29 protein-coding genes and 2 pseudogenes are annotated in these 24,872 nt (G+C 65.7%); 17 read left to right on the top strand and 14 right to left on the bottom strand.

What is annotated here, in order from left to right; translation table 11 throughout:
* The 3 genes from G1H11_RS25340 to G1H11_RS21060 all read left to right on the top strand — a co-directional run.
* A partial coding sequence (locus G1H11_RS25340) for a hypothetical protein (RefSeq protein WP_216844000.1) occupies positions 1-182 on the top strand: 182 nt, incomplete at its 5' end.
* A 256-nt stretch (positions 183-438) separates the two neighbouring features.
* On the top strand, positions 439-2,004 hold the full coding sequence (locus G1H11_RS21055; RefSeq protein WP_163820586.1) for a hypothetical protein: 1,566 nt from the start codon (positions 439-441) through the stop codon (positions 2,002-2,004).
* The gene (locus tag G1H11_RS21060; RefSeq protein WP_163820587.1) at positions 2,001-2,639 is read left to right on the top strand and encodes a TetR/AcrR family transcriptional regulator; all 639 of its coding nucleotides are present in this window, start codon (positions 2,001-2,003) and stop codon (positions 2,637-2,639) included. Before G1H11_RS21055 ends, G1H11_RS21060 begins: the two co-directional genes overlap by 4 nt.
* 149 nt (positions 2,640-2,788) lie before the next feature.
* Here G1H11_RS21060 and G1H11_RS21065 read toward each other — a convergent pair whose 3' ends face one another.
* Positions 2,789-3,379: a dienelactone hydrolase family protein gene (locus tag G1H11_RS21065; protein WP_163820588.1), complete on the bottom strand. Its 591-nt coding sequence runs from the start codon at positions 3,377-3,379 to the stop codon at positions 2,789-2,791.
* Between the two features lie 341 nt (positions 3,380-3,720).
* Between G1H11_RS21065 and G1H11_RS21070 the strand changes: the two are divergent.
* Positions 3,721-4,137: pseudogene (locus G1H11_RS21070) on the top strand (nucleotidyltransferase domain-containing protein); the annotation flags it as partial.
* 159 nt (positions 4,138-4,296) lie between these two features.
* Here G1H11_RS21070 and G1H11_RS21075 read toward each other — a convergent pair.
* Positions 4,297-5,316: a substrate-binding domain-containing protein gene (locus tag G1H11_RS21075; protein WP_163820590.1), complete on the bottom strand. Its 1,020-nt coding sequence runs from the start codon at positions 5,314-5,316 to the stop codon at positions 4,297-4,299.
* Between the two features lie 156 nt (positions 5,317-5,472).
* Here G1H11_RS21075 and G1H11_RS21080 point away from each other — a divergent pair, with 156 nt between their 5' ends.
* The 5 genes from G1H11_RS21080 to G1H11_RS21100 all read left to right on the top strand — a co-directional run bounded on the left by G1H11_RS21080 (position 5,473) and on the right by G1H11_RS21100 (position 10,606).
* A complete protein-coding gene (locus G1H11_RS21080) occupies positions 5,473-6,831 on the top strand; it encodes an extracellular solute-binding protein (RefSeq protein ID WP_163820591.1) in 1,359 nt (452 codons plus the stop codon).
* An 85-nt stretch (positions 6,832-6,916) separates the two neighbouring features.
* Entirely contained in the window at positions 6,917-7,762 is an 846-nt protein-coding gene (locus tag G1H11_RS21085; protein WP_163820592.1) for a carbohydrate ABC transporter permease, read from the top strand.
* On the top strand, positions 7,755-8,591 hold the full coding sequence (locus tag G1H11_RS21090) for a carbohydrate ABC transporter permease (RefSeq protein WP_163820593.1): 837 nt from the start codon (positions 7,755-7,757) through the stop codon (positions 8,589-8,591). The genes G1H11_RS21085 and G1H11_RS21090 overlap by 8 nt, the downstream gene beginning before the upstream one ends.
* Positions 8,588-10,207: an arylsulfatase gene (locus G1H11_RS21095; protein ID WP_163820594.1), complete on the top strand. Its 1,620-nt coding sequence runs from the start codon at positions 8,588-8,590 to the stop codon at positions 10,205-10,207. Before G1H11_RS21090 ends, G1H11_RS21095 begins: the two co-directional genes overlap by 4 nt.
* 105 nt (positions 10,208-10,312) lie before the next feature.
* Positions 10,313-10,606, top strand: a complete 294-nt coding sequence (locus G1H11_RS21100) for a GYD domain-containing protein (protein ID WP_163820595.1) — start codon at positions 10,313-10,315, stop codon at positions 10,604-10,606.
* A gap of 4 nt (positions 10,607-10,610) precedes the next feature.
* On the opposite strand, the gene G1H11_RS21105 is transcribed toward G1H11_RS21100, so the two are convergent.
* The 9 genes and pseudogenes from G1H11_RS21105 to G1H11_RS21145 form a co-directional block, all read right to left on the bottom strand.
* Positions 10,611-11,015, bottom strand: a complete 405-nt coding sequence (locus tag G1H11_RS21105; RefSeq protein ID WP_163820596.1) for a YybH family protein — start codon at positions 11,013-11,015, stop codon at positions 10,611-10,613.
* 259 nt (positions 11,016-11,274) lie between these two features.
* A complete protein-coding gene (locus G1H11_RS21110; RefSeq protein WP_343074896.1) occupies positions 11,275-11,664 on the bottom strand; it encodes a TetR/AcrR family transcriptional regulator C-terminal domain-containing protein in 390 nt (129 codons plus the stop codon).
* A pseudogene (locus G1H11_RS27245) lies at positions 11,621-12,038 on the bottom strand (carbohydrate ABC transporter permease); the annotation flags it as partial. The pseudogene G1H11_RS27245 and the gene G1H11_RS21110, both read right to left, overlap by 44 nt.
* A gap of 306 nt (positions 12,039-12,344) precedes the next feature.
* Positions 12,345-12,695 carry a HepT-like ribonuclease domain-containing protein gene (locus tag G1H11_RS21120; RefSeq protein WP_163820598.1) on the bottom strand — a complete coding sequence of 117 codons (351 nt, stop codon included), beginning with the start codon at positions 12,693-12,695 and terminating at the stop codon, positions 12,345-12,347.
* On the bottom strand, positions 12,692-13,213 hold the full coding sequence (locus G1H11_RS21125; protein ID WP_174257864.1) for a helix-turn-helix domain-containing protein: 522 nt from the start codon (positions 13,211-13,213) through the stop codon (positions 12,692-12,694). Before G1H11_RS21125 ends, G1H11_RS21120 begins: the two co-directional genes overlap by 4 nt.
* A gap of 419 nt (positions 13,214-13,632) precedes the next feature.
* Positions 13,633-13,992, bottom strand: coding sequence for a VOC family protein (locus G1H11_RS21130; protein WP_163820599.1), 360 nt, complete (start codon positions 13,990-13,992; stop codon positions 13,633-13,635).
* Between the two features lie 90 nt (positions 13,993-14,082).
* Positions 14,083-14,349, bottom strand: coding sequence for a helix-turn-helix domain-containing protein (locus tag G1H11_RS21135; protein ID WP_163820600.1), 267 nt, complete (start codon positions 14,347-14,349; stop codon positions 14,083-14,085).
* Positions 14,349-14,846 (bottom strand): DUF2975 domain-containing protein, encoded by a 498-nt coding sequence (locus tag G1H11_RS21140; protein WP_163820601.1) that lies wholly within the window; start codon positions 14,844-14,846, stop codon positions 14,349-14,351. Before G1H11_RS21140 ends, G1H11_RS21135 begins: the two co-directional genes overlap by 1 nt.
* Before the next feature lie 165 nt (positions 14,847-15,011).
* A complete protein-coding gene (locus G1H11_RS21145) occupies positions 15,012-15,458 on the bottom strand; it encodes a hypothetical protein (RefSeq protein WP_163820602.1) in 447 nt (148 codons plus the stop codon).
* A 191-nt stretch (positions 15,459-15,649) separates the two neighbouring features.
* Between G1H11_RS21145 and G1H11_RS21150 the strand changes: the two genes are divergently transcribed.
* The 3 genes from G1H11_RS21150 (at position 15,650) to G1H11_RS21160 (ending at position 17,392) form a co-directional block, all read left to right on the top strand.
* On the top strand, positions 15,650-16,198 hold the full coding sequence (locus tag G1H11_RS21150) for a hypothetical protein (RefSeq protein WP_163820603.1): 549 nt from the start codon (positions 15,650-15,652) through the stop codon (positions 16,196-16,198).
* A 116-nt stretch (positions 16,199-16,314) separates the two neighbouring features.
* On the top strand, positions 16,315-16,668 hold the full coding sequence (locus tag G1H11_RS21155; RefSeq protein ID WP_163820604.1) for a PadR family transcriptional regulator: 354 nt from the start codon (positions 16,315-16,317) through the stop codon (positions 16,666-16,668).
* Positions 16,661-17,392 (top strand): HAAS signaling domain-containing protein, encoded by a 732-nt coding sequence (locus G1H11_RS21160; protein ID WP_163820605.1) that lies wholly within the window; start codon positions 16,661-16,663, stop codon positions 17,390-17,392. The genes G1H11_RS21155 and G1H11_RS21160 overlap by 8 nt, the downstream gene beginning before the upstream one ends.
* Before the next feature lie 47 nt (positions 17,393-17,439).
* Here G1H11_RS21160 and G1H11_RS21165 read toward each other — a convergent pair whose 3' ends face one another.
* Positions 17,440-18,291: an SMP-30/gluconolactonase/LRE family protein gene (locus G1H11_RS21165; protein WP_163820606.1), complete on the bottom strand. Its 852-nt coding sequence runs from the start codon at positions 18,289-18,291 to the stop codon at positions 17,440-17,442.
* A 201-nt stretch (positions 18,292-18,492) separates the two neighbouring features.
* Here G1H11_RS21165 and G1H11_RS21170 point away from each other — a divergent pair, with 201 nt between their 5' ends.
* Together G1H11_RS21170 and G1H11_RS21175 are read left to right on the top strand one after the other, a co-directional pair.
* Positions 18,493-19,884: a sulfatase family protein gene (locus tag G1H11_RS21170; RefSeq protein ID WP_343074897.1), complete on the top strand. Its 1,392-nt coding sequence runs from the start codon at positions 18,493-18,495 to the stop codon at positions 19,882-19,884.
* Positions 19,881-20,924: an alpha/beta hydrolase family protein gene (locus tag G1H11_RS21175; RefSeq protein WP_163820608.1), complete on the top strand. Its 1,044-nt coding sequence runs from the start codon at positions 19,881-19,883 to the stop codon at positions 20,922-20,924. The genes G1H11_RS21170 and G1H11_RS21175 overlap by 4 nt, the downstream gene beginning before the upstream one ends.
* Positions 20,925-21,065: 141 nt before the next feature.
* Here G1H11_RS21175 and G1H11_RS21180 read toward each other — a convergent pair whose 3' ends face one another.
* A complete protein-coding gene (locus G1H11_RS21180) occupies positions 21,066-21,545 on the bottom strand; it encodes an NUDIX hydrolase (protein ID WP_174257865.1) in 480 nt (159 codons plus the stop codon).
* Between the two features lie 223 nt (positions 21,546-21,768).
* Between G1H11_RS21180 and G1H11_RS21185 the strand changes: the two genes are divergently transcribed.
* The 3 genes from G1H11_RS21185 to G1H11_RS21195 are packed head-to-tail and all read left to right on the top strand — an operon-like array spanning position 21,769 to position 23,056.
* Positions 21,769-22,230 (top strand): SRPBCC family protein, encoded by a 462-nt coding sequence (locus G1H11_RS21185; RefSeq protein WP_163820609.1) that lies wholly within the window; start codon positions 21,769-21,771, stop codon positions 22,228-22,230.
* Between the two features lie 8 nt (positions 22,231-22,238).
* Entirely contained in the window at positions 22,239-22,604 is a 366-nt protein-coding gene (locus G1H11_RS21190; RefSeq protein ID WP_163820719.1) for an ArsR/SmtB family transcription factor, read from the top strand.
* A 2-nt stretch (positions 22,605-22,606) separates the two neighbouring features.
* Complete coding sequence (locus tag G1H11_RS21195) at positions 22,607-23,056, top strand: SRPBCC family protein (protein WP_163820610.1); 450 nt, start codon at positions 22,607-22,609, stop codon at positions 23,054-23,056.
* A 662-nt stretch (positions 23,057-23,718) separates the two neighbouring features.
* Here the strand turns inward: G1H11_RS21195 and G1H11_RS21200 are convergent.
* Positions 23,719-24,723: a Gfo/Idh/MocA family protein gene (locus G1H11_RS21200; protein WP_163820611.1), complete on the bottom strand. Its 1,005-nt coding sequence runs from the start codon at positions 24,721-24,723 to the stop codon at positions 23,719-23,721.
* Positions 24,724-24,872: the final 149 nt, after the last annotated feature.

Here is a 24,872-nt window from a genome sequence, read left to right on the forward strand (position 1 = left end):
CCGCGGCTGGGACGTCCATACAGGCGCGGACGGGCATCCAGACTTCCTGCCACCCCCATGGGTCGACCCCGAACGGACCCCCAGACGCAACACCCGACCCCGCCATGATCACCAACCCCCACCCCGAAGGCCGCAAGACCCATCTCGAAGGCCTCGCCGTCGGGATGAAGGCCATTGAGTAGACGCGGCATGCCGGCTGGTGATCATGGGTGGCGGCGGCCATGTCAGGAGTGACAGGCTGACCGCCCGGACCAGCGCGCCCAGGGCGCGCCCGGCGCGCGGAGTCCACCGCCATCCACGGAGCGGGGGTGACAGCTCCCGGCTCGCAGCACGCGAAAAGTGAGGGAACATCAGCCACCAATTGAGCAGCCGCTCACATGGGTCTATTGTTCTTGAGCGACTGCTCAATTCGAGCACGGAAGCGCTGGGAGCGCCGTGATGCCTGATTGGACGTATCAACCGCTGCGCGGAACCGTCGCCTTCCTCGCGGGTACCAGACGGTCTCAGCGCATGGCGCTACGCGCTTTGGCCACGGTCGGGTCGCTGCCGGGCGGCGGGCGCCTGATAGCTCGCGGCTTCGGACACCGCCATCCGCCGGAGCAACTTGTCGGCCGGATCGCGGGAATACCCATACGCAGTCGGCTCGGCGTGGTGGTGCCGCCACATCTGGCGCGGGACGCCGTCCGTGCGCTGCCGCCGGTGGGTGCTGGCGTCATCGAGATCGCGCCGGTCGGTCCGGACGATGTCGCCGCGGTCACGGAAGCCGCGCACGCCCGTCACGTACCGGTCATCGTGCGAGCGGTCGGTGACGACGCCGCAGCCGTCGCCAAGGCGCTATCACCGCATGTCGACGCTGTGCGTACCGGACCCGACCCGCACATCGCCTACGCGTCGTCGGCGTCGATAGCCGAGACCGTGCAAGTGCTCACGGCCGATGCCCGCGTGGTGGTGCTCGCGAAACCGTCGGTCCTCGTGGATGCGGGCCCTGGGTGGTTCGCCCGGATAGCGGAAGCCGCCACTCCCACCTCTCCGGCGCTCTCCTTGTACAAGCTCGGCCGAAACCCTCGGTGGTGGCCGGCCTGGTGGTGGGGGCTGTTGGTCGGGTTCGGCATGATCGGTGCTGGGCTGGGCGCCGCCGCCATCACGCTCGGGCCCGTGCTGCTCTGGTACGACCGCGATTACCTCGGGATGGGCGTCGAGCAGTTACATGCGATCGACCACCACCTGGTGCACTTTCTGCAGCACGACAGAATCACCATGGCCGGCACCATGGTGGCGATCGGGGTGCTTTACGTCGGGTTCGCCGTAGGCGGGATCCGTCGAGGATGGCCGTGGGCTCGCGACGCCTACCTGGCTTCCGGTCTGATCGGTTTTCCCAGCTTGCTCTACTTCTTGGGCACGGGCTTCATCGAGCCGCTACACACCGCGGTCACCGTGGTGCTGTTGCCCATGTTCGTCCTCGCTGTTCGGCGCACCCCCGAGAGGCCACGGTGGACGCTCATACCGGAGGGGCCAGAACGCCAGCGCCGGAAGGCCCTCGTTGGTCAGCTCCTGATGGTGGTCACCGGAATCGGACTGTTCATCGGTGGCGTGGTGGTGTCCGTCGTTGGCCTGAACGGGGTCTTCGTACCTAGCGACCTGGAGTTTCTGCACTCCGGCGCGGACGCGTTGCGGATGGCTAACCCTCGGCTGTTGCCGTTCGTCGCCCATGATCGAGCCGGTTTCGGCGGTGCATTGATGGCCGCCGCGGTAGCGATAACCCTGCTCAGCGCGTGGGGATGGCGGCGCGGCGAGTGGTGGGTCTGGTGGTCGCTCGCACTGGCGGCGGTCGCGGGATTCATTCCCGCAGTTCTCGTCCACGGCTCCATTCGATACACCGACATCGGCCATCTGGCTCCGGTATACCTAGGCATGGTCCTGGCCGCCGTCGCACTCTTCCTGGCCTACCCATACCTGTGCGCGCGCCCCGGCAAGCTCCACGAGCCCGCACACATACGACGATGAGCACAGCCGACACCCGAAAGCGTCTGATCGACGGCGCGATCGAGACGATCCGGGAGCAGGGCATCGCCGGGACGTCCGCACGGACGATCGCCCGTGCGGCGGGAACACATCAGTCCCTCGTCTTTTACCATTTCGGCAGCGTGCACGAACTGCTCGAAGAGGCGTGCCTCACGGCAACCCGCGCCCGGGTCGCTCCGTTCGTCAGGCATCTCGACCAGGTCACCAACCTGCGGCAGTTACTTGACCTCGGCCGGCGATTGCACGTCGAGGAACAATCGCTGGGAAATGTGACTGTGCTCGCCCAGCTTCTGGCCGGTGCCCAGGCCGACCCGAGGCTTGCCACGGCCACCGCGGCGGCGCTACAGCTGTGGATCGAGCCGATCGAGCGTACTCTTCACCGCGTGTTGTCCAGGTCCGTACTGGACGAGTTCCTCGATATCTCCGGGTTGGCCCGGGCCGTATGCGCGGGATTCATCGGCCTGGAACTGTTCGAGGGGATCGAACCGGCTGGAGCGAACTCCGCCCTGGAAGCTCTGAGTCGCCTGGCGTTGCTTCTCGACGTCGTCGAAGATCTGGGAGCAATCCAAACCCGTGCTTTACGTCACAAGCTCCGCGCATCGCGTGCGCAGGGGTGAGTCGCGGCCCCGACGCTCCGGTGATAGGCGCCTGGGTTGATGTGGGTGCGTGGCGTGCCGGAGGCTGTCATCAGCCGCCGGATCTGTCGCGCTAAACGGCATATCAAGGATCATCCGGGGCATGCGTTGTGCTGGACAGCACGTCCTGGTCAGCTCAGCCGATCGAGGAACTCCTGTGAACGTCGTATCACCAGCTCCGTCGCCTCCGCGTCGTAGGACGGCAGGGAGCTGTCGGTGAACAGATGCTGGTCACCCGGGTAGACGAACAGCTCGGCTAGGTCTGAGCCGACGGTATCGACCAGCTCGCGCGCAGCGTCGAGATCGCCCTCCAGCGCGAAGAAGGGGTCCTTGTCCATGCCGTGGATCTGTACCGGGACACCGTCCGGCCACGGCCCGATGGCCCACTCGCCGGTGATGGGAAAACAGGACTCGTAGAGCAATGCGCCGCGTGCGCCGGGGCGGCTCTGGGCGAGTCGCTGGGCCGTTCCGCCACCGAAGGAGAAACCGGCGTACACCACGTCTTCGGGCAAGTCGGCCACGGCGCGGTCCGCGCGCTCGCGGAGCACCTCGTCTCCGATCCGCTGGGTGAGCGCGATGCCGTCGTCGACGCTCGCCGGTAACTCGCCGTCGAACCGGTCAGGCGTATGCACGGTATGCCCGCCGGCGCGCAGCGCCTCGGCGAACGCACGCACCCCGTCGGTGAGTCCCTGCACATGGTGGAACAGAACTACTTCGGCCATTCTTACGCTCCTGTCGTAGGTTACGGCTCACTGTAGGGCCCCATCCGGACGTTCTGCGTCCAGATTGGGAGCCGATGGCGTCGGCGCTGAGAAGCGACCGCATCGTCTACACATCAGCTGAGAAGCGACCGCATCGTCTACGCATCCGCCATCGGTGGACAGAATTGCGGGTGTAAATTCTGAGCATAATGACGATGGAGAACGACAAGCTTGAGTCGTACGTCCGTGCGGCGATGCGGCTGGCCGAAGAAGCCGCGGCGAAAGGCAACAGCCCTTTCGATAAACCCGGCGGCGACCCTTAGGCGCTGGCTGGGGCGGCGTTGTCGATAACGTGGTCGCCCATGCGCGACGTTCAGTTTCTCGACTCCGTCGCGGATTCTCTCGCCGGGCTGCCGGCGGCCGAGACCGTCACGCTTGGTGGATCGCGGGCGCAGGAGACACACCGGCCGGATAGCGACTGGGACATGGCGGTCTACTACCGCGGTGAGTTCGATCCGCAGACGTTGAGGGATCTTGGCTGGGAGGGCGAGGTCTCCGAGATCGGCGGCTGGGGAGGCGGGGTGTTCAACGGCGGCGGGTGGCTGCGTAACGACGATCGTCAGGTCGACGTCCACTACCGCGACCTCGACGTTGTCGAGCACCAGCTCGCGGAGGCCGAGTCGGGTCGTTTCCACATCGAACCGTTGATGTTCCATTTGGCCGGCAAACCCAGCTATCTGGTGGTCGGTGAGCTCGCCATCAACCGCGTCCTTCGGGGTTCCATCGCCGACGTGCGGGCGCTCGGCCGCGAACTGCTCGACCAGAGATGACAGCTCCGCATGGCAGAGGGATCTCGGTATTGTCCTCGGTCCGCCACTGTCCATGGGGGGGTACGTGGCCAGGTTGCCGAGGTCGAGGGTGTCTACGCGGCCACCGTCTCAGGGCGGTGGCGCTGTGGTGTTGCGGCCGATCAATGTCGGAGTGAGCACTATGTGGCGAGGCGCCCCTTCCGCGCCGTCGATGCGTTCATTCAGGATGCGCGCGGCTTGCTCTCCCATGTCTGTGTGTGGCTGGTCGATGCTGCTGAGAGAGACATGCCGGGACGCGGCAGCGGAGGAGTTGTCGTAGCCGATCAATGAGATATCGCCGGGTACCCGCCGGCCGGTCTCCTCAATGGCGTTGAGCGCGCCCAGCGCTGAGTAGTCATTGGCGGCGAAAACCGCTGTGGGGTGTTCGGGTTTCGCCAGGATTCGGTGCATGGCCTGGTATCCGCCTTCGTCGGTGAAGTCACCTCGCACGATCTTCATCTTCCTGCGGAGGCCGGCGGTAGCCATCGCCTGCCGAAAGCCGTGTTCGCGTTCCGGCGACGCGGGCCCGTCGCCTCCGGTGATGTGAGCGATCCGCCGGTGGCCCAGAGCCGTCAGGTGTTCGACGGCCAGTGTTGCGCCGGCGACGTTGTCGGCGATCACGGTGTCGATGGCGGACTCGGCCACGTCGCTTCGGCCGGTCACGACCAGTGGCAATCGCCGCCTCAGGTGTTCCAGACGCCCGGCGGCGGTCTGAGGGCTCAGTAGGAGAACGCCGTCGACGGGAACGGCGATGAGTGAATCGAGGAGTTGCTCTTCCTGCTCGCCCCGACGACGTCCGGTGCCTAGCAGCACTTGCCTGCCGGCCTTGTCCATGTGTTCCAGCACGGCGTCGAGTACATCGGCGACGAACGGATTGTGCAGGTCGGAGACGATGACGCCGACGATCCCGGACCGGCGGGCGACGAGGCCTCGGGCCAGTCGATTCGGCTGGTAGTCCAGCGCAGCCATCGCCTCGTGGATCGCCTTCCGGCTGGCATCCCCGACCCTTGGCGAGCCTTGCAAGACCAGGGACACGAGTGACTTGGAAACTCCGGCGCGACGGGCGACGTCGTTGATAGTCGCTCGCTGCCTGTTTCGACTACCGGCCACGCCCGGCCTCCTCCCGGAAATGACTGTTGACACCGGACGACACTAGTGCAAGCGTATGTTGGAGCGTTCCAACACTGAGCATTCTAGAACCGATCCGGGCTGCGCGCGTGAGGGAGGACGTGTCGCCGCCCCAAACCCTCTAGGGAGGGATATGTGATGGGTGACGCTCATTATCAGGGCCGATCGCTGAACCGGCGCCGCTTCCTTCAGATGGGTCTCGGCGCCGCGGTGGTCGCCGCTGGCTGTGACGACAACGGCGGCGGCGGTCCGCTGGGCGAGGGAGATGAACGTGCCGCGACGGCACTGACGGTTCCCGCCAACGAGTCACCGTGGTTGCCTGCTTACCAGGATTCCGCCCAGGCATACGAGGCCGATGCCGGCGGCCGGATCACCATCCGCGAGTTTCCCTATGACGGGCTGCGCACCGCCATGGTCAACGCGATCCGCGGTGGCAACGTGCCGTTTGATCTGTTCCACATGGACGAGCCGTGGACGGGCGAGTTCTACGACAACGAGTGGGTGACGCCACTCACCGAGATCGACTCCGAATTTACTCTGGACGAGAACATCATCACCTACGACGCCCTGCCGACCTGGAACGCCGAACAGCGCCGGCATGCCGACGACGGCACAGTCATGGGGCTGCCGATCAACGGGAACATCAATATCTTCATCTACCGGCAAGACCTCTACGATCAGCTGGGCCTGTCGGTCCCCACCACGTTCGAGGAAGCGTATGAGAACGGCCGGATAGCGCAGGACAGTGGCGAGGTCCGTTACGGATACGTGGTGCGGGCACAGGGCACCGACAGCGGGCAGTCCATCTCGTACGACTACATGCCGGTGATGCGCAGCTATGGCGCCGATTGGTACACCGAAGACTGGCAAGCAGCTGTCAACTCGCCTGAGGGCGTGGCCGCGATGGAGATGTTCCGGCAGCTGGTCAGCCTCGGCCCGCCGCAACCGCAAACGGTCGGCCAGGCGGAGGTGATCGCGGCGATGCAGGGTGGGCAGGCATTGCAGATTCATGTGGTGGCCGCGGCCGCCCCGCAGCTGGAAGATCCGAGCGCCTCAAGAGTGGCCGGTCAGCTCGGGTACACGAAGTTGCTGGCCGCTGAGAGTACTGGACAGTCGGCGCCGACGAGCGGTGTGTGGTCGCTCGCCATTCCCCGTGAGCTTCCCGACGAGCGTGCCCGTGGCGCGTTCGAGTTCATCACCTGGCTACTGAGTGAAGAAGGGCAGCTCGAGTTCACCAGATCCGGCGGGATCCCCACGCGGCTCGAGCCTTACGAATCCGACGAGATTGTGGCCGACGCACCGTATCTGCCTGCGATCCGTGAATCGCTCGAAGACGTGCGTTCATCGGTCCGCTTCCCGTTCTCCGCGGACATGCTCCCGGTTGCCGAGCGCGCGCTCGAGGCGATCGCCGCCGGTGACGTCCCCGTTCAGGAGGGTCTGGATGACCTCGCCGATGAGCTCTCAACCATCGCGGGCAACGCCGGATTCGGCGGCTGACACCGCGGCCCCGGCAGAGCGGCGACGTTCACACGTGCCGGTCTGGCGGCGTGTTCTGCCGTTTCGGTTGGTAGCGCTCTTACCGTTGGCGATCTTTCTGCTCGTGTTCGCCGCGTATCCGATGGTGCAGCTGGTGCGCATGTCGCTGTCCGAGGTGGAGATCGCCGGAGGGGAGTTCGTGTGGAGTGGGGCAGGCTTGGCGAACTATGCGGAGTTTCCCGACGACGACATCGCCCGGTACTCGTTTCTGATCACCGTGGTGTTCATCGCGGTCACCGTGCCCGCTACCGTGATTCTCGGCACGGTTCTCGCGGTTTTGGTGCGTCGAGCGACGTTGCTGGCAGGGCTGGCGCGCAACGTGCTGCTCTGGCCGGCGTTGATCGCCCCGGTGGTGGTCAGTGTCATCTGGTGGTTGATCCTCAGCCCGAACTTCGGCACCCTCAACAAGGTCCTCGAGTCGCTCGGGCTGCCGCCCCAGGGTTGGCTGGGCAGCTCGTCCGGCGCCATCGTCTCGATCATCGTGGTGGACGTCTGGCACTGGGCGCCGCTGGTGTTCATCCTCATCTACGCCGCGCTGCAGGGCATCGAGCCTGATCTCATCGAGGCCGCGGAGGTGGACGGCGCCACTGAGTGGCAGGTTCACCGGCACGTCGTCCTTCCATTGCTAGTGCCCGCCATCGCGGCGGCCAGTCTCATTCGGCTCACCATGGGCGCGAAGGCGTTCGACGAGATGTACGTCCTGACCCAGGGCGGACCGGGCACGGCGACGACGCTGGTCAGCCTCTATATCCGAAACGTGTTCTTCGATCGGCTCGACCTCGGTTACGGCGCCGCCGTGTCTGTTCTCGTCATTCTCGCGATCGGTGCGGTGCTGGCTCTCGTGGCGATCGGGCGTGCCGTCGGGCCGGGGAAGGGGCCCGCCCATGCCTAGTGATTCCTCGCGGCGAATCCGCCTGGGTGCGGAGCTGCCACTCGCATTGGCCACTCTGCTGGTGTTCCTTCCCGTGGCGCTGATCCTGGTGCTGTCCGTGCAACCGGTGGTGAACATCATCACCGAGGGCTGGAGCTTCGGGTTCACGATGCAGAACTTCCGCGAAGTGTTCGCGCCTCGCCAGCCCTACCTGACGCAGCTCGGCAACAGCACCATCATCGTCGCCGGCACGGTTGCGCTGTGCCTGTCGGCCGGAAGCCTCGCCGGTTACAGCCTGTCCCGCCTGGGATGGTCGGCCCGGACCACGATTCTCGTCCTGGTCGCCGCGGGACTGGTGACGCTGATACCGCCGATGGCGCTGGTCCCGGGCCTGTACGTCACTCTGGACGCGCTCGGTCTGCTGGGTAGCCTGGCGGGCTTGGTCCTGCTCAACACGGTCTTCAACCTCCCGTTCGCGTCCGTGCTGATGAAGGTCTACTTCGACCGGGTCCCGCACGAGATCAGGGAGTCGGCGCTGATGGACGGCGCGTCGGAGCTGCGTACGTTCCTGCGGGTGATGTTGCCGCTGGCCGCGCCCGGCGCAGCCGCGGTGGCGATCTTCGTGGCCATCATGTCGTGGAACGAGTTCCTGTTCGGGCTCACCATGACCACCGGCGGGCGGACGTCGCCCATCACCGTCGGCATCGCCTCCCTTGTGCAGCCGTACCAGATCACCTTCGGCGAGATGGCCGCGCTCGGAACCGCCGTCGCCGTGCCGATCATCGTGCTGGCGATCGTCGCCAATCGGTGGATCGTCGCCGCTGTGACCCGGGGAGCGGTCAAAGGATGACACGGGCGACGAGCCGGCCCAACATCGTCATCGTCGTCGCCGACGACCTCGGCTTCTCCGATCTCGGTTGCTACGGCGGAGAGATCCGCACGCCCGCGCTGGACGGGCTTGCCGCGGACGGGGTGCGGTTCAGCCAGTTCTACAATACGGCGCGGTGCAGCCCGTCCCGGGCCTCCCTTCTCACCGGGTTGCATCCGCACCAGACCGGCGTCGGGATTCTGACCAACGACGACCGCCCGGTCGGTTACCAGGGTTCGCTGAACGACGGCTGTGTGACCATGGCCGAGCTCCTGGCCGACCGTGGCTATACCACGTTTCTTTCAGGCAAGTGGCACCTGTCGTCAGATGTGTGGAACCCGAACGCGTCGTGGCCCACCCGCAGAGGTTTCCACGGCTTCTACGGCACTCTGACCGGATGCGGAAGCTACTACTGGCCGGGAACGCTGATGCGCGGGGAGCAACCGGCCGAACACGAACCGCTGGGCCGGGATTTCTACTACACCGACGCCATCACCACGGAGGCGACAGAGTTTCTCCGCCGCCACACCCGTGATTCACCACACGAGCCGTTCTTTCTCTACGTCGCCTACACCGCCCCGCACTGGCCGCTGCACGCTCCGGAAGAGGACATCGAGCGCTACTCCGGCGCCTTTGACGCCGGTTGGGACGTGCTGCGGGAGCAGCGGATGAGCAGGCTTGTCAAGGCGGGGCTGATCCCGGAGCAGACACCGCTCAGCGGCCGTGATCCCACGCAGCCACCGTGGGCCGACGAGCCACACCAGGCATGGCAGCTGCGACGCATGCAGGCCTACGCCGCACAGGTGCATCGGATGGACCGCGGTATTGGGCACGTGCTCGACACCTTGCGTGCCACCGGCGCATACGACAACACCCTGCTTTTCTTCCTCTCGGACAACGGTGCGTCAAGTGAGGAACTGCCGAAAGGCGACATTGAGCAGTTCCGTCACCGTCGTGACATCCTCCGAGTCACGACGCGGGGGGGACTCCCGGTCCGGGTCGGCAACTCGCCCGCCATCCGTCCAGGCGCGGAGGACACCTACGCCAGCTATGGACAGGCGTGGGCCAATCTGTCCAACACACCGTTTCGCTACTACAAACGCTGGGTGCACGAGGGCGGCATCTCCACCCCGTTCATCATGCATTGGCCCGACGGCGACCTGCGCCGGGGGAGCGTCGTACACCAGCCGTTCCAGCTCATCGACGTCCTCCCGACCGTCCTGGCCGCCACCGGTGCCGCGTATCCGCGGGTGTTTCGAGGCAAGCCTGTTCCTCCGCTGGAAGGCCGCAGCCCGCTGTCGGCAGCGCGGGGTGAGCCGGTGGCCGAGGCGACGCTGTACTGGGAGCACACCGGCAACTGCGCCGTCCGGCGTGGCCGGTGGAAACTCGTGCGCGCCTACCCCGCGTCGTGGGAGCTGTACGACATGACGTCCGACCGGGCCGAGACCCGCGATCTGTCGGCCGATCACCCGGAAGAGGTCGCGGACCTTGCCGCTGCGTACGACGCTTGGGCCGCACGAGTGGGCGTCGTGCCATGGGGGGAGACGGTGGCGCTCTACCACCGCCAGGGCCTCTCGGAGGACGATGCCGCCGGTTGATCCCTGGAGCATTCCCAAAGCGAGGAAACCGTCGTAGCGTGTAAGCATCGCCGTTCTCTGAAACGACGATACCGCTTGTGGAGCAACCTCTCGGGGGTGAGGATGATGCCCACGTTCATCAGCTTGATCAACTGGACCAATGACGGGATCCGTAATTCCAAGGAGACTGTCGATCGCGCGAAAGCAGCCGCGAAACTGGCCGAGCGCATGGGCGGCAGTCTGAAGGACGTCTACTGGACCGTGGGGGAGTACGACATCGTCGCGATCGCCGACTTTCCCGATGACGAGACCGGGACGGCTTTTCTTCTGGCCATCGGTTCCCAGGGCAATCTCCGGTCCGCGACTCTTCGGGCGTTCACAGCGGAGGAGATGACCGGAGTCCTGGAGAAGCTCGGCTGACTGGCTACGGCTGCCTTTGCGGGTTCGCGTGGTCGGCGGTGATCGCCCGTGACGGCCAGAACGGCCACTCTTCGAAGGAACGGCAGCGTCCATCCTCAGCGAACCGGATGATCCATAGGTCGCGGTACTCCTGGTCGGCTGGTTCGCCGTAGTGCACCTCGACTCGTACCACGGCGGTGTCGCCATCGACCGCGACGATGGCGTGCGTCATCTGGAACGTCTCGTCTGGGCCGGTGCGCTCGTCCTCCCACATCTGAGCGATGGCGGGCAGACCGATGACGGGGCTGTGATACGGGCTCTGGAGATAGCTTGCGTCCTCGGTGAAGATCGACGCGAGCGCTTCGGTGCCTGGTGAGCGCCACGCGCGCTCGTAGGCCTGCACCCAGCGCGTCAGTTGTGTCCTGTCCATGTGTGTCAGCCTGCCCGATCTGCGGCCGACTATGCCGAGATGCCGTCAGGTACTGCTTTGGGCCACCGCGAGTGCCCGCCGTTTCGCGACCACGGAGGCGTCTCGTGGCCGTGGTGGCCCCTCAGCTGGATGACTGTTTCTGATCCCCGATCTCAGCTCTGATGACGCCGGCCAGGGCGGGCCAGCCGCCGACGAGTACGAATACCAGCACGACGATCAGTCTGCCCTAGACCGGCGTCAGCTTTCACGACCGGCTTCGCTACGCGCCGATACGGGCCTCGATCCCGTCGAGGATGAGGTCGAGCCCGAGCTGAAATGCGCCGTCGAAGTCGTCGTTCTCCAGCTCAGCGTGCCGCGTGAGTGTTGGGCACTGTCCTGATTGCCGGTCGAGATACTCTTGGGCCTGGCGTCGCATACCGGCCTCCGCGGCAGGATCGCGCTGGCTGGTGCGCCAGACGTTCTCTGTCGCGGTGTACCCCTGGACGTAGTAGGTCAGAGCTCCGACAGCGGCGGTGAGCCGAGACCCCTCCAATCCCGCCCGCTCGAGCAGCGAATAGACCAGCTCGGAACGCACGAGGGAGTGCGGGCCGAGTAAGGCGCGGGTGGATGGTCGGTGACACGGTGAGGGACTCGCTGAGCTGGTGCACACCGAGGGAGACTGTCCAGCGTGCCCGGTCGTCCACGAGGAAGAGCAAGGCGAACAGGAACTCGTTCCACGCGATCATGAACACGTACAGGGCGGTCGCGACGATGCCGGGCATGGCCATCGGCATGACCACCTTGCGGATGGTCTGCGTCCGGGTGCAGCCGTCGATCATCGCCGCCTCTTCGACCGAGCGCGGCACCGCGATGAAGTAGTTGTGCAGCATGTACAGCGCCATCGGCACCGTCTGCGCGAGGTAGATCATGACGAGGCTCATCAGGGACCGGCGCAGGCCCCATCCGGGAGAACATCACGAACAGGGGGACCGCGAGGACGATGGTCGGCACGAGGTAGACGGCGAGAAACACGGAGGCCACCTGCACGGATGAGCAGGAGCCGGATCTGCTTGGCGTGCCGGTCTACACGCCGGCGTTTCACTTCGAACGGACCACTCTGGATCCGGAGGGAACGGCGATCGTTCGTCTCGTCGATCTATCGAGGTGACCGATACCGCTTCGTCACGAAGTTCGGCTCGGGCGAGACACCCACCTCCATCACCGAGACGTACACCACCGGCGAGTAGCGGGGCGGGTGCGCCGGTGACGGGAATGCGTCAGCGTACCGACATTGTCCGGGCCATCGCCCCGGTAATGTCGGTATCTCGGGCCGTGTCCGGGCCGTGGCGGTCAAAGATTCGAATCGTCATCATCTGCGATATGCGCCTGGAGGCGCCGCACTGCAAGATCCAGTTCAGGTAGGTCATGCTGGACAGTGGCCTGAAGGATCGCGTGTGACGTATCGAAGTAGTGATGTGCCAGGCGATCCCGCATTGCGGCGACTTCTCTCCACGGGATGCCGGGCTCTCGTTCGAGCAGCGTGCTTGGAAGTGCCTTGACGGCCTCACCGATCTCGATGAGCCGCACGCGGACAGCGTCGAAGATCAATCCGTCGCTGAGTTCGCCCCTTGTCAGATGTTGGTGGATCACGTGGATGGCCGTTGTGATGTCGTCGAGTCGATGTTGATGGCGCCGGGTCACAGCGCTACCACGTCTCGCTCCACCTCGGCGCGTACCTTTGGCTTCAAATCACTTGCAGGAACGATGTCAACGCGAGCACCGAGGATGCTTTCGAGTTCTCGTTGCAATCTGGCCAGCGTAAACAGGCTAGGGCCATCCGAGAAATCGGCCATCAGGTCAACATCGCTATTCGCGGTGTCCTCGCCCCGGGCTACGCTACCGAACAAGCGTACGTTGGAAGCACCGTATTTGGCCGCTGCTCGTAGCAGCTCAGCACGGTGACGGTGCACCTTGCTGCCTAAGAGTCCACGCGGTTGATCGGACGACGTGGCGCGAGGACGAAGAACTACGTCGACATCTTGGCCAGTGGCCTCGACGAGACGAGCGAGCGTCGGTAAAGCCGGCTGGCGCCTACCGGACTCGTAGGCGCTCACCACGCTCTGTGTCACGCCAGCCAGACGAGCGAGCTCTACCTGTGACAGGCCCGCCTTCTGGCGAGCTTCCCGAAGGATGGTCCCGGCGAGTGGTGCGGTGTCCATGCGATCAACTATAGCGAATCGTCAATACCAGTGTGTGTCCACGAGGGGAACTCAGCGCGATCGGCAGATGAGCCTACGAGTGGGGAATGCCTCGCAGCGTGACGAACAGGAGCGGCGGAGACGGCTATTCGATATATCCCGTCTCGGGATCGGCTTGTGAAAGGAAGTTGCGGATAGCGGAGACGTGATCAGACGTGGTTGACGGGCGGCCGTCGGATGCTGCACTCGTGAAGCCATAGTCAGCGTTCGGGCCGGAGAGCCACCTGTAGTGGTGGTGGCCGGGACGGCCCGGCTGGGTCGCAATCTCGAACACCTCTCCGTCCACGGTGAGACGAATGGATGGCTCACGTGCTGGCAATTGTGGGCCCTCCGGACGGGTGACCTTGCGCGGGGGCGAGCATGTCGCCTGCTGCAGGCGGTCAGCGGGGCTCGTAGTACGTCTCTACCCGGAAACCATCCGGGTCCAAGCATTTGAACCCCACGTACGACGGCTCGTCAGCCTCTTCGATCACGTCAATGCCGTCCGCCTTCAGCCGGGCGAGCAGTGTTCGTACGGCGTCGGCGTCCTCGAGCCTGAAACCGAAGTGCAGGAACTCAGGCTGTTGCCCGACGTCGTCGCTGGGGTGTAGGGCGAGGTCGAAACCGTCACCGTTGCGGATGATGACCGTGCCGTCGTCGAACCGCTGGGCCGTCGCGGGGTCGAAGCCGAAATAGGTCTCGTAGAACCGGCGGCTGTTCCGCTCGTCGCTCACCGGCAAACCCAAATGCAGCAGCTGCATGGTCCATAGCGTGCCACGATCACTCGACGGCGAAAAGACCCTCGGTACGCACGTTGCTGATGAACAACCGCCGCGCTTCACAAGCGCCGGTTAGGCGTCCTCCGCGCCGGCCGCCATGGCCGAATCCGTGGTGCGTGGGCGACCGGTGTTGGAGTCGGGCTCCCAGCGCAGCAAGTCCCCAGGCTGGCACTCGAGCACCTCACACAAGGCGGAAAGCGTCGTGAAGCGTACTGCCTTGGCGCGACCGTTCTTGAGCACTGCCAGGTTGGCCGGCGTGATCCCGACGCGTTCCGCGAGCGTACCGACGGACATCTTGCGCTTGGCGAGCATCACGTCGATGTCGACGACGATCGGCATCAGATCACCTCGGCCAACTCGGCCTGCAGGTGGTGTGCCTCGGCGTCCAGGGCGACCGCCTGGGTGAGCAGCATCCGCAGCACGAGAACGATTAGCGCGATTCCGGCGCCGATCACCGCGGCGCCGCAGATCAGCAAGACGATCCCCGGGGCGACGGCCTCACCCGGTGCGAGTGTGACGGCGAGTCCGAACGTGAGAAGGGACGCCGCCGTGACGGCGCCGATCACGATGTCCACGTAGCGGAAGGCGGCGTGGGAGAACACCGTGCCTCGGCGCACCATGGTCAGCAGGCGCCACACGCACACCGTGGTGACCTGGACAGTCACGATGCCCAGGAGGGTGATGACGACGACCGGGACGCGGACGTCGGCGAGGGCTTGTCCAGCTTCTTCCAGATCGGCGCTCAGGAGGGGCACCATCACCGCCTGCACGAACAGCGAGCCCGCAAGCACCATGGCCATGACGATGCGCAGCGCCAGGATGGTCAGCTTGCCCACGAGGCCTCCTCAAATCGAATCACGATGGAAATATATCGATAATCGGGAGGTAAGGCAAGCGGCTGGGCGGCGGTACGAGTAGCGATGTCGCACAGTACCGCTGGTCTTGCGTTCCTGGCCGGGCTTTGGGCGGCGGTGAGGAGAGGGCGGCGGCGCGAGCTGCTGCTAACGACGGGAGGTCATGAACTGTTCGATCGCTTGGTCATACATATGGCGCTCGAACTCGAACTCCACGGGTTCGTAGTCGAAGGTGGGGCCTCGGAACCGGGAGAACTCAGACCAGGTCACTGCCGAGCGGTCGATCTGGATCGTGCAGACAAGCGGGCCGCAGCCGATCTCGGTGCACTGGCAGCCGAGCAGTGCTGTCCGGCCGCCGAAGCCCTCGGCATCTCCGGACCAGCGACCCGCGAGCAGCTCATCGACGTCGGTGCCGACTGGATGGCCAAGGTAGCCGTCGACGCCTCGATGCTCTGGTGGAGTCCACCGCTTCAACCACTCCTGAAGGTCCCGGCCGTCCAGCAGGAAGTCCACGGTGTCGTAACGCCTGCTCGAGTCCCAGGGCAGGTGTCCGGGACGGACGCGTAGCTCCAGCCGCTGGATCGTGATGGCCACACGCCCACCGTAGCTCTCTCTGGTAATCCCCTGAAGCCCCTGCGGTGATGCCGTGCCGACTCAGGTGACTAGGCATGGGAGACCGATGAACCGAGGTGCCGCGTCTACTACCCGCCGGAGAGCCGAATGGGGCGACCCCTCCTGGGGTATCTGGCCGGCAAGGACAATCCGATTCAAAGGGGGCGAGCGTCATGAGCGCTTCGGAGATCATCGAGGACTGGCCCGAAGAGTCCCGGGAAGCGGCTCAGCTGGTCATCGACACGTACGGTGAGCCGCACGAGGCCGGCCCGTCGCTGCTGATCTGGTACCGCGTGGGTCCGTGGAAGCGCATCGAGGCGTCGAAGGTCTTCCATGAGCACAATTTCCCTGTCCCGCATATCGACTCGGTGGAATCGGTCATCGACTACCACGTTGATCCACGAGTCGTGTCGTCGCTGGTGGAATTCGACGGCAGCGTCGTCGTCGAGCGAACTGCGGGGGAGGTGTCGGCCCGATGCCACGACGAGCAGGCCAACTTCCTCGCGCTGAACCTCATGCATGACATCGTCACCGGCAGGATGGACGTCGCGGAGGCGCGTGGCTACTACGCCAAGGAATTCCTCGATGTGCGCCGCGGCAATCCGACGCCTTACATGGAGGGCTTGCGTTTCCAGCCGGAGGATGGCTCGGCCGCGGACCCGGACCGCAGGATTGTCTCCGACGAAGAGCTCGAGGAGGCTGCGAGTCAGGGCGGTTCCTGACTCGTACGCACGAGGGGCCGAACCCGACCGTAAGGCTGTGGCGTGGTCTCTGTTGAGTCGAGGTGACGCGCCGCCCGGCCAGCGAGCGGCGCGCTGGGCATGCTATGTTGTCACGCATGGTACCTAGCGAGGCTCAGGTGATGACGAATCTCCGGCGTGGATCGCTGGAGTACTGCATCCTGGCTTTGCTCCGTGACGGTGAGCGATATGGGCTCGACATCGCCCGGGACCTAACAGACGGCGTTCTACTCGCAGGTGAGGGAACCTTGTATCCCTTGCTTTCCCGGCTCCGCAAGGGTGGACTTGTGACGACGACGTGGCGCGAATCCAGCACAGGACCACCACGGCGGTACTACAGCCTCACGGCCGATGGGCGTGCGGCGTTACGGGTCTTCGAATCGGCGTGGGTGCCCTTCCGCATGGCCGTCGATGCCGCGATTGGTGACCAGGCAGGAGGCAGTGATGGCTGAGGGTTCGGGTCAGGGATCGATGCGCAGTGCGATACAGGTCGAGAAGGTGCGGCGGTATCTGGACGAACTCGACGCGGCGCTGGCGGAGAGGGGCGTCGTCGACCGAGCGGAGATCGTCGCCTCCATCCGGGAGCACATCGAGTCCGACCTCGCCGAGCGCGAGCCCAGTGACGACGACGTCGACCGCGTCCTGGCGTCGCTCGGTGACCCGTTGACGATCGCGGCCGAGGCCTGTGGGAGCGCTGAGGCTGACGGCGCGGAGTCTCACGCCGCAGCGCACCGCGGCAGCCTCGATGAGCGCGGCCCTGGCATGCTGGCCGGCTCATGGGTGCCGGCGGCTGTAGTCGCGCTGGTGATGCTCAGTTCGGTCACGCTGTTCTTCTATCTCCCCGTCGTCACGTTTCTGATCGGGCTGGTGCTGCTGTGGGCCTCGACGCTCTGGACACCGTGGGAGAAGCTGCTGGGCACGTTCGTCTTGCCGCTTCCCGGCGTCGCGGTGTGGGTGGTGCTCGGCGGCCTGTTCCTGGCATCTACGGAGTGTGTGTCCGAGTCCAGCTCCGTGGAGGTCGGCTCTGGTGGTGTTCCCGAGGTCTCGACGGTCTGTACCGGAGGTCTGTCGGCGCTGGGCAGCATCATCGGCGCCGGCCTGCTGATCGCGGCGGTGACGGGCGGCATCGCGGCGGCTGTCGTCCTGTACCGGCGGGGCATGTCGCGAGTGCTGTGAGGGCATCGCGAGTGGTCGCCGACCGCCGGGCGCGGTCAGCTCGCCCGTCAGGGCCGCCCGGCGTGCGGTGCCGGAGCCTTCGCGGTGAGGACCCGGCCGGTGCGCGATCCCTCGGTCATCGCGGTGGGCCACTCGGCGGCCATGAGGTACAGCGTGCGGCCGTCTGGGCCGCCGAGCATGCAGCCGAAGCAGCCGCGGTCGACGTCGATGGTGTGCAGGACCTTCCCGCCTTCTTCGACACGTACACAGCGCCGATTCGGCACGTCGGCGTACCAGACGGCGCCCTCGGCGTCCAGGCAGATCCCGTCCGGTGAGCCGTCGCCCAGATCGGCCCACGTCCGCTGACCGGACAAGTCACCGTTCTGCTCGATGTCGAAGGCTGTCAGCTTGTTCCCGTAGGACTCGGCGACGATCAGGGTGGAACCGTCGGCGGTGATGGCCATGCCGTTGGGGAAGTGAAGCCGGTCCGCTACCTGCCGAGCCTGGCCGTCGGGGCTGACGACGGCGATGAGGCCACGATCGGAGTCCTCGTCGCGGTCCATGTCGAAGCCGATGCTGTTGACGTAGGCATTGCCGTTGGAGGCGACGACGATCTCGTTCCACGCTTTGTCGCTGATGGCCTTGAGATCGGCGTAGACCGACAGCGACGTGCGGCTCTCCAGGGAGAGGAGTGCATGGTCCGTGCCGGAGGAGATCAACATCCGGCCGTCCAGTAGCCAGTCGAAGGAGAAGGGGAACGAGTCCACCTGGGCCACCATGGTTCCCTCACCATCGTCGTCCACTGTCATGATCTCGTGCGTTCCCCAGTCTGCAAACCAGAGCCGGCCGTCGCGCCAGCGTGGCGACTCGCCGAACGCCAGGCCGGCCATAAGTACGTGGGGACCAGTGTGGGGGTTCATCGATGCCATCCTCCGTGTGCGGGAACCTTGTGCTCTCCGGTTACCCACTCGGCGCTGTGCATCCCGGCCGACTGCGCGGCGCCCGCACCGCCCCGTGGCGTTTCGGTGCACGGCGCAGCCCACGGGCGATGCGGTCGGCTCTGGACGCGCCGTGGTGCGGGCTGCCTATAGTGGGCGTGCCGCGCGCAGGAGGGTCTCAACGTGAGTCACCGGCCGAACATCCTGTTCATCATGTCTGACGACCATGCCGCACATGCCATTGGCGCGTATGGCAGCCGGATCAACACGACGCCGCACATCGACCGGATCGCGGCGGGTGGGATGCGATTCGGCAACACGTTCTGCACAAACTCGATCTGCACGCCGAGCCGGGCATCGATCCTGACCGGAACCTACAGTCACATCAACGGTGTGACGACGCTGCACACGCAGTTCGACGCACGGCTGCCTGTGTTCCCGGGGCTGTTGCGTGAGGCCGGCTACCAGACGGCGGTCTTCGGGAAGTGGCATCTGGGGCACGGCGAGTTGCATGATCCTCGTGGGTTCGACGAGTGGATGGTGCTGCCGGACCAGGGTGACTATCACGATCCGCAGATGATCTCGCTGGGCGGGCGGCAGGCACACGAGGGGTACGCCACCGACATCATCACCGACCTGTCGCTGGACTGGCTGGCGCGGCGGGACCGGGAACGTCCGTTCTGCCTGCTGGTGCACCACAAGGCGCCGCATCGGCCGTGGGAGCCGGATGACAAACACGCGACGATGTACGACGACGTGGACATTCCCGAGCCACCGACGCTGCGCGACGACTACAGCGGCCGGTCGGAAGCGGCCTCGGCGGCGGTCATGCGGCTCGCCCGTGACATGGACGCTACCGACCTCAAGGAACCCGTGCCGAGCGGGCTGTCCGACGATGAAGAGCTGGTGTGGAAGTACCAGCGCTACATCAAGGACTATCTGCGGTGTGTGGCCTCGGTCGACGACAATGTGGGCCGGCTGCTGGACTATCTGGACGCGGAGGGCGTGTCCGAGGATACGATGGTCGTTTACACCTCGGACCAGGGATTCTTTCTGGGGGATCACGGCTGGTACGACAAGCGGTTCATGTACGAGGAGTCACTGCGGATGCCGCTGCTGGCCCGCTACCCGAGTCTCATCCCGGCCGGGTCGAGCTGTGACGACCTCGTGCTCAACGTGGATTTCGCGCAGACGTTCCTGGAGCTTGGCGGCGTGCCGGAACTGCCCACGATGCAGGGCCGCAGCATCGTGCCGCTGCTGCGTGGTGAACGGCCGGATGACTGGCGGACGTCGATGTACTACCGGTACTGGATGCACGATGACCAGATCCACCGTATTCGTGCGCATTATGGCGTCCGCACCCACCGGTACAAGCTGATCTGCTACTACGGCGATGGATACGGCCTGGCCGGCAACTCCGATCGCATCTTCCCGACGGAATGGGAGCTGTTCGATCTCGAACGTGACCCGATGGAGCTGACCAGTGTCCACGACGATCCCGAGTACGCACAGGTCCGCAGGGAGCTTGAGACCGAACTGGACCGGCTCCAGCGCGAGGTAGGAGACCTGCCATGACGGTGAACAGGTTTGCGCCCGAGTCCGTGCACGAGCGGCTACTGGAGGCGGCGCGGCCCGAGCTCGCGTTCGACGGCGCGGCGGACCTTGATACCTGGCGCGATGCTCTAGGTAAGCGGCTGCGTGAGGTGGTCGGTGCGCTGCCGTCACCGGCGTCGCTGGATGTCCGGGTGGAGTGGCGCGTCGAGCGGGACGGCTTCACAGAGACGCGTTTCGTGTTCACGGCTGAGCCGGGCGCGGATGTGCCGTGCCATCTGCTGGTGCCGGCCGATGCTGCCGAACCGGTTCCGGTGGTGGTGTGCCTGCAGGGGCACACGTCCGGGATGCACAACTCGCTGGGGCGGGCGGACGGGTTCAGTCTGGAGCCGAAGACGCCCGAAGGTGACCGGGACTTCGCGGTCCAGGCCGTATCCCGCGGTTACGCCGCTCTCGCCATGGAACAGCGCTGCTTCGGCGAGAGGTCGGATCGTCGGCCGGCTGACCGGCGTCACGTCGACGGACCCTGTCACCACGCGTCGCACGTGGCGTCGTTGCTGGGCAGAACGATGGTGGGGGAGCGGGTGTGGGACGTCAGCCGTGCCATCGACGCGCTCACCGAGAGCTTCGGGGAGGTGCTGGACCTGTCCCGGATCGCGTGTCTGGGTAACAGCGGTGGTGGGACGGTGTCGTGGTACGCCGCCTGCCTTGATCCACGCATCTCCGCCGTGATGCCGTCGTGTTCCATCTGTACCTACCGGGCGTGCATCGGCAGCATCGACCACTGCAGTGACAACTACCTCCCTGGAGCGCTGCGGTACTTCGACATGCCGGACCTGGCCGGGCTGATCGCGCCGCGTCCCCTGGTGGTCGTGGCCGGCCGGGACGACCCACTCTTCCCGGTGGCCGGCGTCGAGGAGGCGTTCGTCACGATCCAAGCGGTCTACGACGCCGCTGGGGCACCGGATGCGTGTGAGCTGGTAATCGGCGATGGGGGGCACCGCTTCTACGCCGCTGACGCATGGCCGGTCTTCGCCCGGCTCGCGGGATGGACGGCGTCGTAGCGCGCGCCAACCCTCGTCCTGGCACTTTCCAGTCGTCCTGACTCCCTTTAATCGCGCCAAACCGCGGTTCTTGGCGCTTTGGCGCGACTGGAGGGCGTCAGGACGAATCAAAGGCGCCAGGACGAGGCGTAAGGCTGTAACTCAATCCCTGACCAGGCCGTCGACAGCTGTGGGCGGGACGTGTCCGTCGAGCGGCTGTGTGCTCACCAGCGCGAGGCCGGTGTCGACGAGCGCGGCCCGCTCCAAGGTCTTCACCTCTGATAGGGGAACCCATGCCGCGAGGTCGGTCGATCCGTCGATCTCATGGGTCAGCTCGCCACCGATGACCCGGGCTCGGTAGTAGATGCCGACGAGGTGCATGTCCGTCTCCGTGCCATCTCTCGTGACGCGACGTGAGCGGGAATCGACGCCCAGAAGCTGTTCGATTCGAGCGTCGTAGCCGGTCTCCTCGGCGACCTCGCGGACTACCGCGCGATAGGGATCCTCGTCGTGGTCGACTCCACCGCCGGGCAATGTCCAGTACTTCTCGGCTCGGTCGGGAGAGACGTAACGAGCCAGAAGGACCTGACCGTCGCTGATGCACACGGCGTAGGCCGCCACTCTGAGTTTCTTCTCGATCATCCCGATCCCTCCAGGGCGCCTTCCAGCTTAGGGGCTGTGGGCCGCGTCGGACGGCTATCGGCCGGTGCCTAGATCATGGGTGAGCAGCGACCGTACCAGGACATCATGGGGCCCGCGGCCGGGGAATGTAGGGGCGGCACGACTCCAACGCGAAACCAATGGTTGCACATCGTCGTGCGTTATGCGTAGACTGACGCGCAACCAAACGTTGCAGGAGGCTGACATGGAGTTCGGAACCATCGAGCGCGAGGTCTACGTCGACGCGTCACCAGAGATCGTCTTCGAGGTGGTAAGTAACCCCGACCACCTTAAGCAGTGGTGGCCGGACGATGCCCGGTACGAGCCGACGCCGGGATCCGTGGGGGAGATCGTGTTCAGCGGTGGGGACGCCGGCGGCACGGCCGTGCCGTTCACTGTCGTCGACGCCCGGCCGCCGCGAATGTTCTCGTTCCGCTGGTCGCATCCAGCCGACCAGGTTGCGGCCGAGGGCAACTCGTTCCTGGTTACCTTCGACCTGACACCATCAGGCAGCGGGACGCTGCTCAAGATGACCGAGACCGGATTCCGCGAGATGGGCTGGGAGGCCGCAGTCCTCGAGCAGCAGTACCAGGAGCATGTCGCCGGCTGGGACCACTTCTTGCCGCGGTTGGCGCCGTACGCCGCGACGCTGGAAACGCGGTCGTGAGCCTCGCGATGACCAACGACGTCGACGACGACCTCTGGTCCGCGATCGGGGACCCGACCCGCCGCCGCATGCTCGACATGCTGCTCATCGACGGCGGCGGTACCGCGACCACGCTCGGCCAGCAGCTACCGGTCACCCGGCAGGCGGTAGCCAAGCACCTCGGTGTCCTCGACCGCGTGGGCCTGGTGCGGGCTGCACCGGCGGGACGGGAGAGGCGGTATCGCGTGGACGAAGCGCAGCTCGCCCGTGCGGTGGCCCAGCTGTCGTCGGTGGGGTCGGCGTGGGACGCGCGCCTGCAACGGATCAAGCGGATCGCCGAGACGATCCAGAACACCCAGAACGCCCAACAGGGCGGAAAAGATCAAGGAGAGTAGAGATGGTGGACATTCTGCACAGGGTCGGGGCGAAGGCCACGGCACCGGAGAAGGTATACGAGGCGCTGACCACCGTCGAAGGTCTCGCCGGCTGGTGGACCGAGGACACGAACGGGAAAGGCGAGGTCGCCGGCGGCGTGCTCGAGTTCCGGTTCCCCCCGGTCGGTGGCTTCGACATGGAGGTGCTCGAGCTGCGGCCGGCCGAGCGGGTGGTGTGGAAAGTGGTAGACGGCCCCGCGGAATGGGTCGGCACGACAGTTCACTGGGACCTCCGCCAGGACGGCGACTTCACCATCGTGCTGTTCAAGCATCAGGGCTGGAAGGAGCCGGTGGAGTTCATGCACCACTGCAGCACCAAGTGGGCGTCGTATCTATTGAGCTTGAAATCGCTCGTGGAGACCGGCGAGGGCGCGCCGGCGCCGCGGGACGTGCAGATCAGCGACTGGCACTGAACCAGGAACGGCCGGCTCGCCACCACCGAGATGGCGGGACGGCACCGTGCCGTTCTCCACATCAGACCTCGCCGTCTGCGATGAGGTCATACGATGGCGTAGCGCGAGCGCGGTTCGCCGCGACGGGACTAGCGCGACGGTCTGGCCCGTCCAACTACCAGTCGTTGTCGTCGAAGAAGACCACGACCGCTGGTAGGCACTCGTGCGCGGCTCTTCGCAGTTCCCGAACGTGCTCTTTCGATGGCATCAGGCCCTGATTCGAATCGCACAGGCAACCGGTGATAGCGAGACAGTCCGACGCGCGGCGAGGACCGCGTTGGACCTAGCCGGCCGAGGCCCGGTCTTCCCGCATCACAGGGGCGTTGGCGTGGTGCGGACCGATGCCAAGACCCTGATGCGTCTGCGCAGGCTCGCCAGGTAGGGGCGCGACGTACGCATGATCCGGCTTCAGGACGGTTGCTGAGATGGTGTCTGGACGAGGAACCAGGGCCGCGGCTCAGTGCTTGATCAGGCCGTCGACAGCGACGCGCTCGACTCGACCTGCGCGTCGTAGGCGTCGACGACGATCATGTTGTCGGTTGCGGCAAGCTGTACGCGCGATCGCCTCGTAACCGAGGCGACAGCCCTGGCGCATCGTCATGCACGGCGGCCGCGAACTTGTGTCAACCATCCATGCTGTGTGGTGGACCAGGCTGCACCAAGCTGACCCAGTCGTCCGAGACGGCCGACGCGCGCAAGGCATCGGTGACCGCTAGGGCGGCCAGCCCGTCGTCCAGGCTTACGGCAGGGGTGACCGCGCCTCTGGCGACGTCGAGAAGGTGGCGGGCCTGGCGACCCAATGCCGCGGACGGTGCTTCCGGATAGGAGCGATGCTGGTCGAAGTCCTCTCCGGCGGCCCGGATGGTGAGGGTGCCGCGGCCGAAATCCGCGAGCAGAGACCCGCCCGTGCCGGCAACCTGGATGGTGCGTAGCCCGCGAGGTTCGACGTAGTCGATATGGAAAGCCCCCGTTACGCCGCTGGTGTGGACGAGCAATCCGTCGACGACGTTGGGCTGCTCGACGTGGGGCACGCCGAGGATGGTGCGGGCGACCGCCAGGCCCCGCCTGATGGGGCCGAAGAACCAGCGCAGGTAGTCCCACTCATGGGAGTAGTCGCGGTACAGCCGGTCGGCCTCGGCGGTGGCGAAGCGTGACACGGCCTTAGTGATGGTGGTGTAAGCGCCGAGCATCACCTGGAAGGACACCGGGGTACCGATCCGGCCGTCGTGAATCGCGGCATGTGCGGCCTGGACCACGGCTCGGTGTCGGAGCACGTAGCCGACCAGCACCGGTGTGCCGGTTGCACGGATCTCGTCCACCGCTGCCGCTGCGTCGGCCAGCGAAGGCGCGAGCGGCTTCTCGACCAGGGTGGGGATACCCCGCGCACTGGCGGCTTGAAGTTGCGGCAGGTGGAACTGGTCGGGCGCGGCGATCACCAGCGCGTCGGGATCGAGGTCGAGTAGCGCGTCGAAGTCGGTCACGATGAGTTCCACGCCCCGGCTCCGCGCCTGTTCGTGCAGTTCGATCGCCGGGTCGAAGGCGACGACGCGGACGTCGGCGAGGCCGGCGAGAGCGTCGATGTGCTGACGGCCGATCGAACCCAGCCCGCTGACGGCGACGGATCTCATGCGACCTCCGGGGTGCGGCGCGACGCCATGCGTTGGCGTCCGGGATGGGCCAGCGCGGTGCACGGAATTGACCAGTCCCACTGGTCGAAACAAGCGACATCATCTAATAGAACCGCTGATAGCATTCCGGAGAGTTGTTCACCGATACG

Origin of the sequence: Phytoactinopolyspora alkaliphila, from assembly GCF_010550695.1 — a bacterium.
GTDB lineage: Bacteria > Actinomycetota > Actinomycetes > Jiangellales > Jiangellaceae > Phytoactinopolyspora > Phytoactinopolyspora alkaliphila.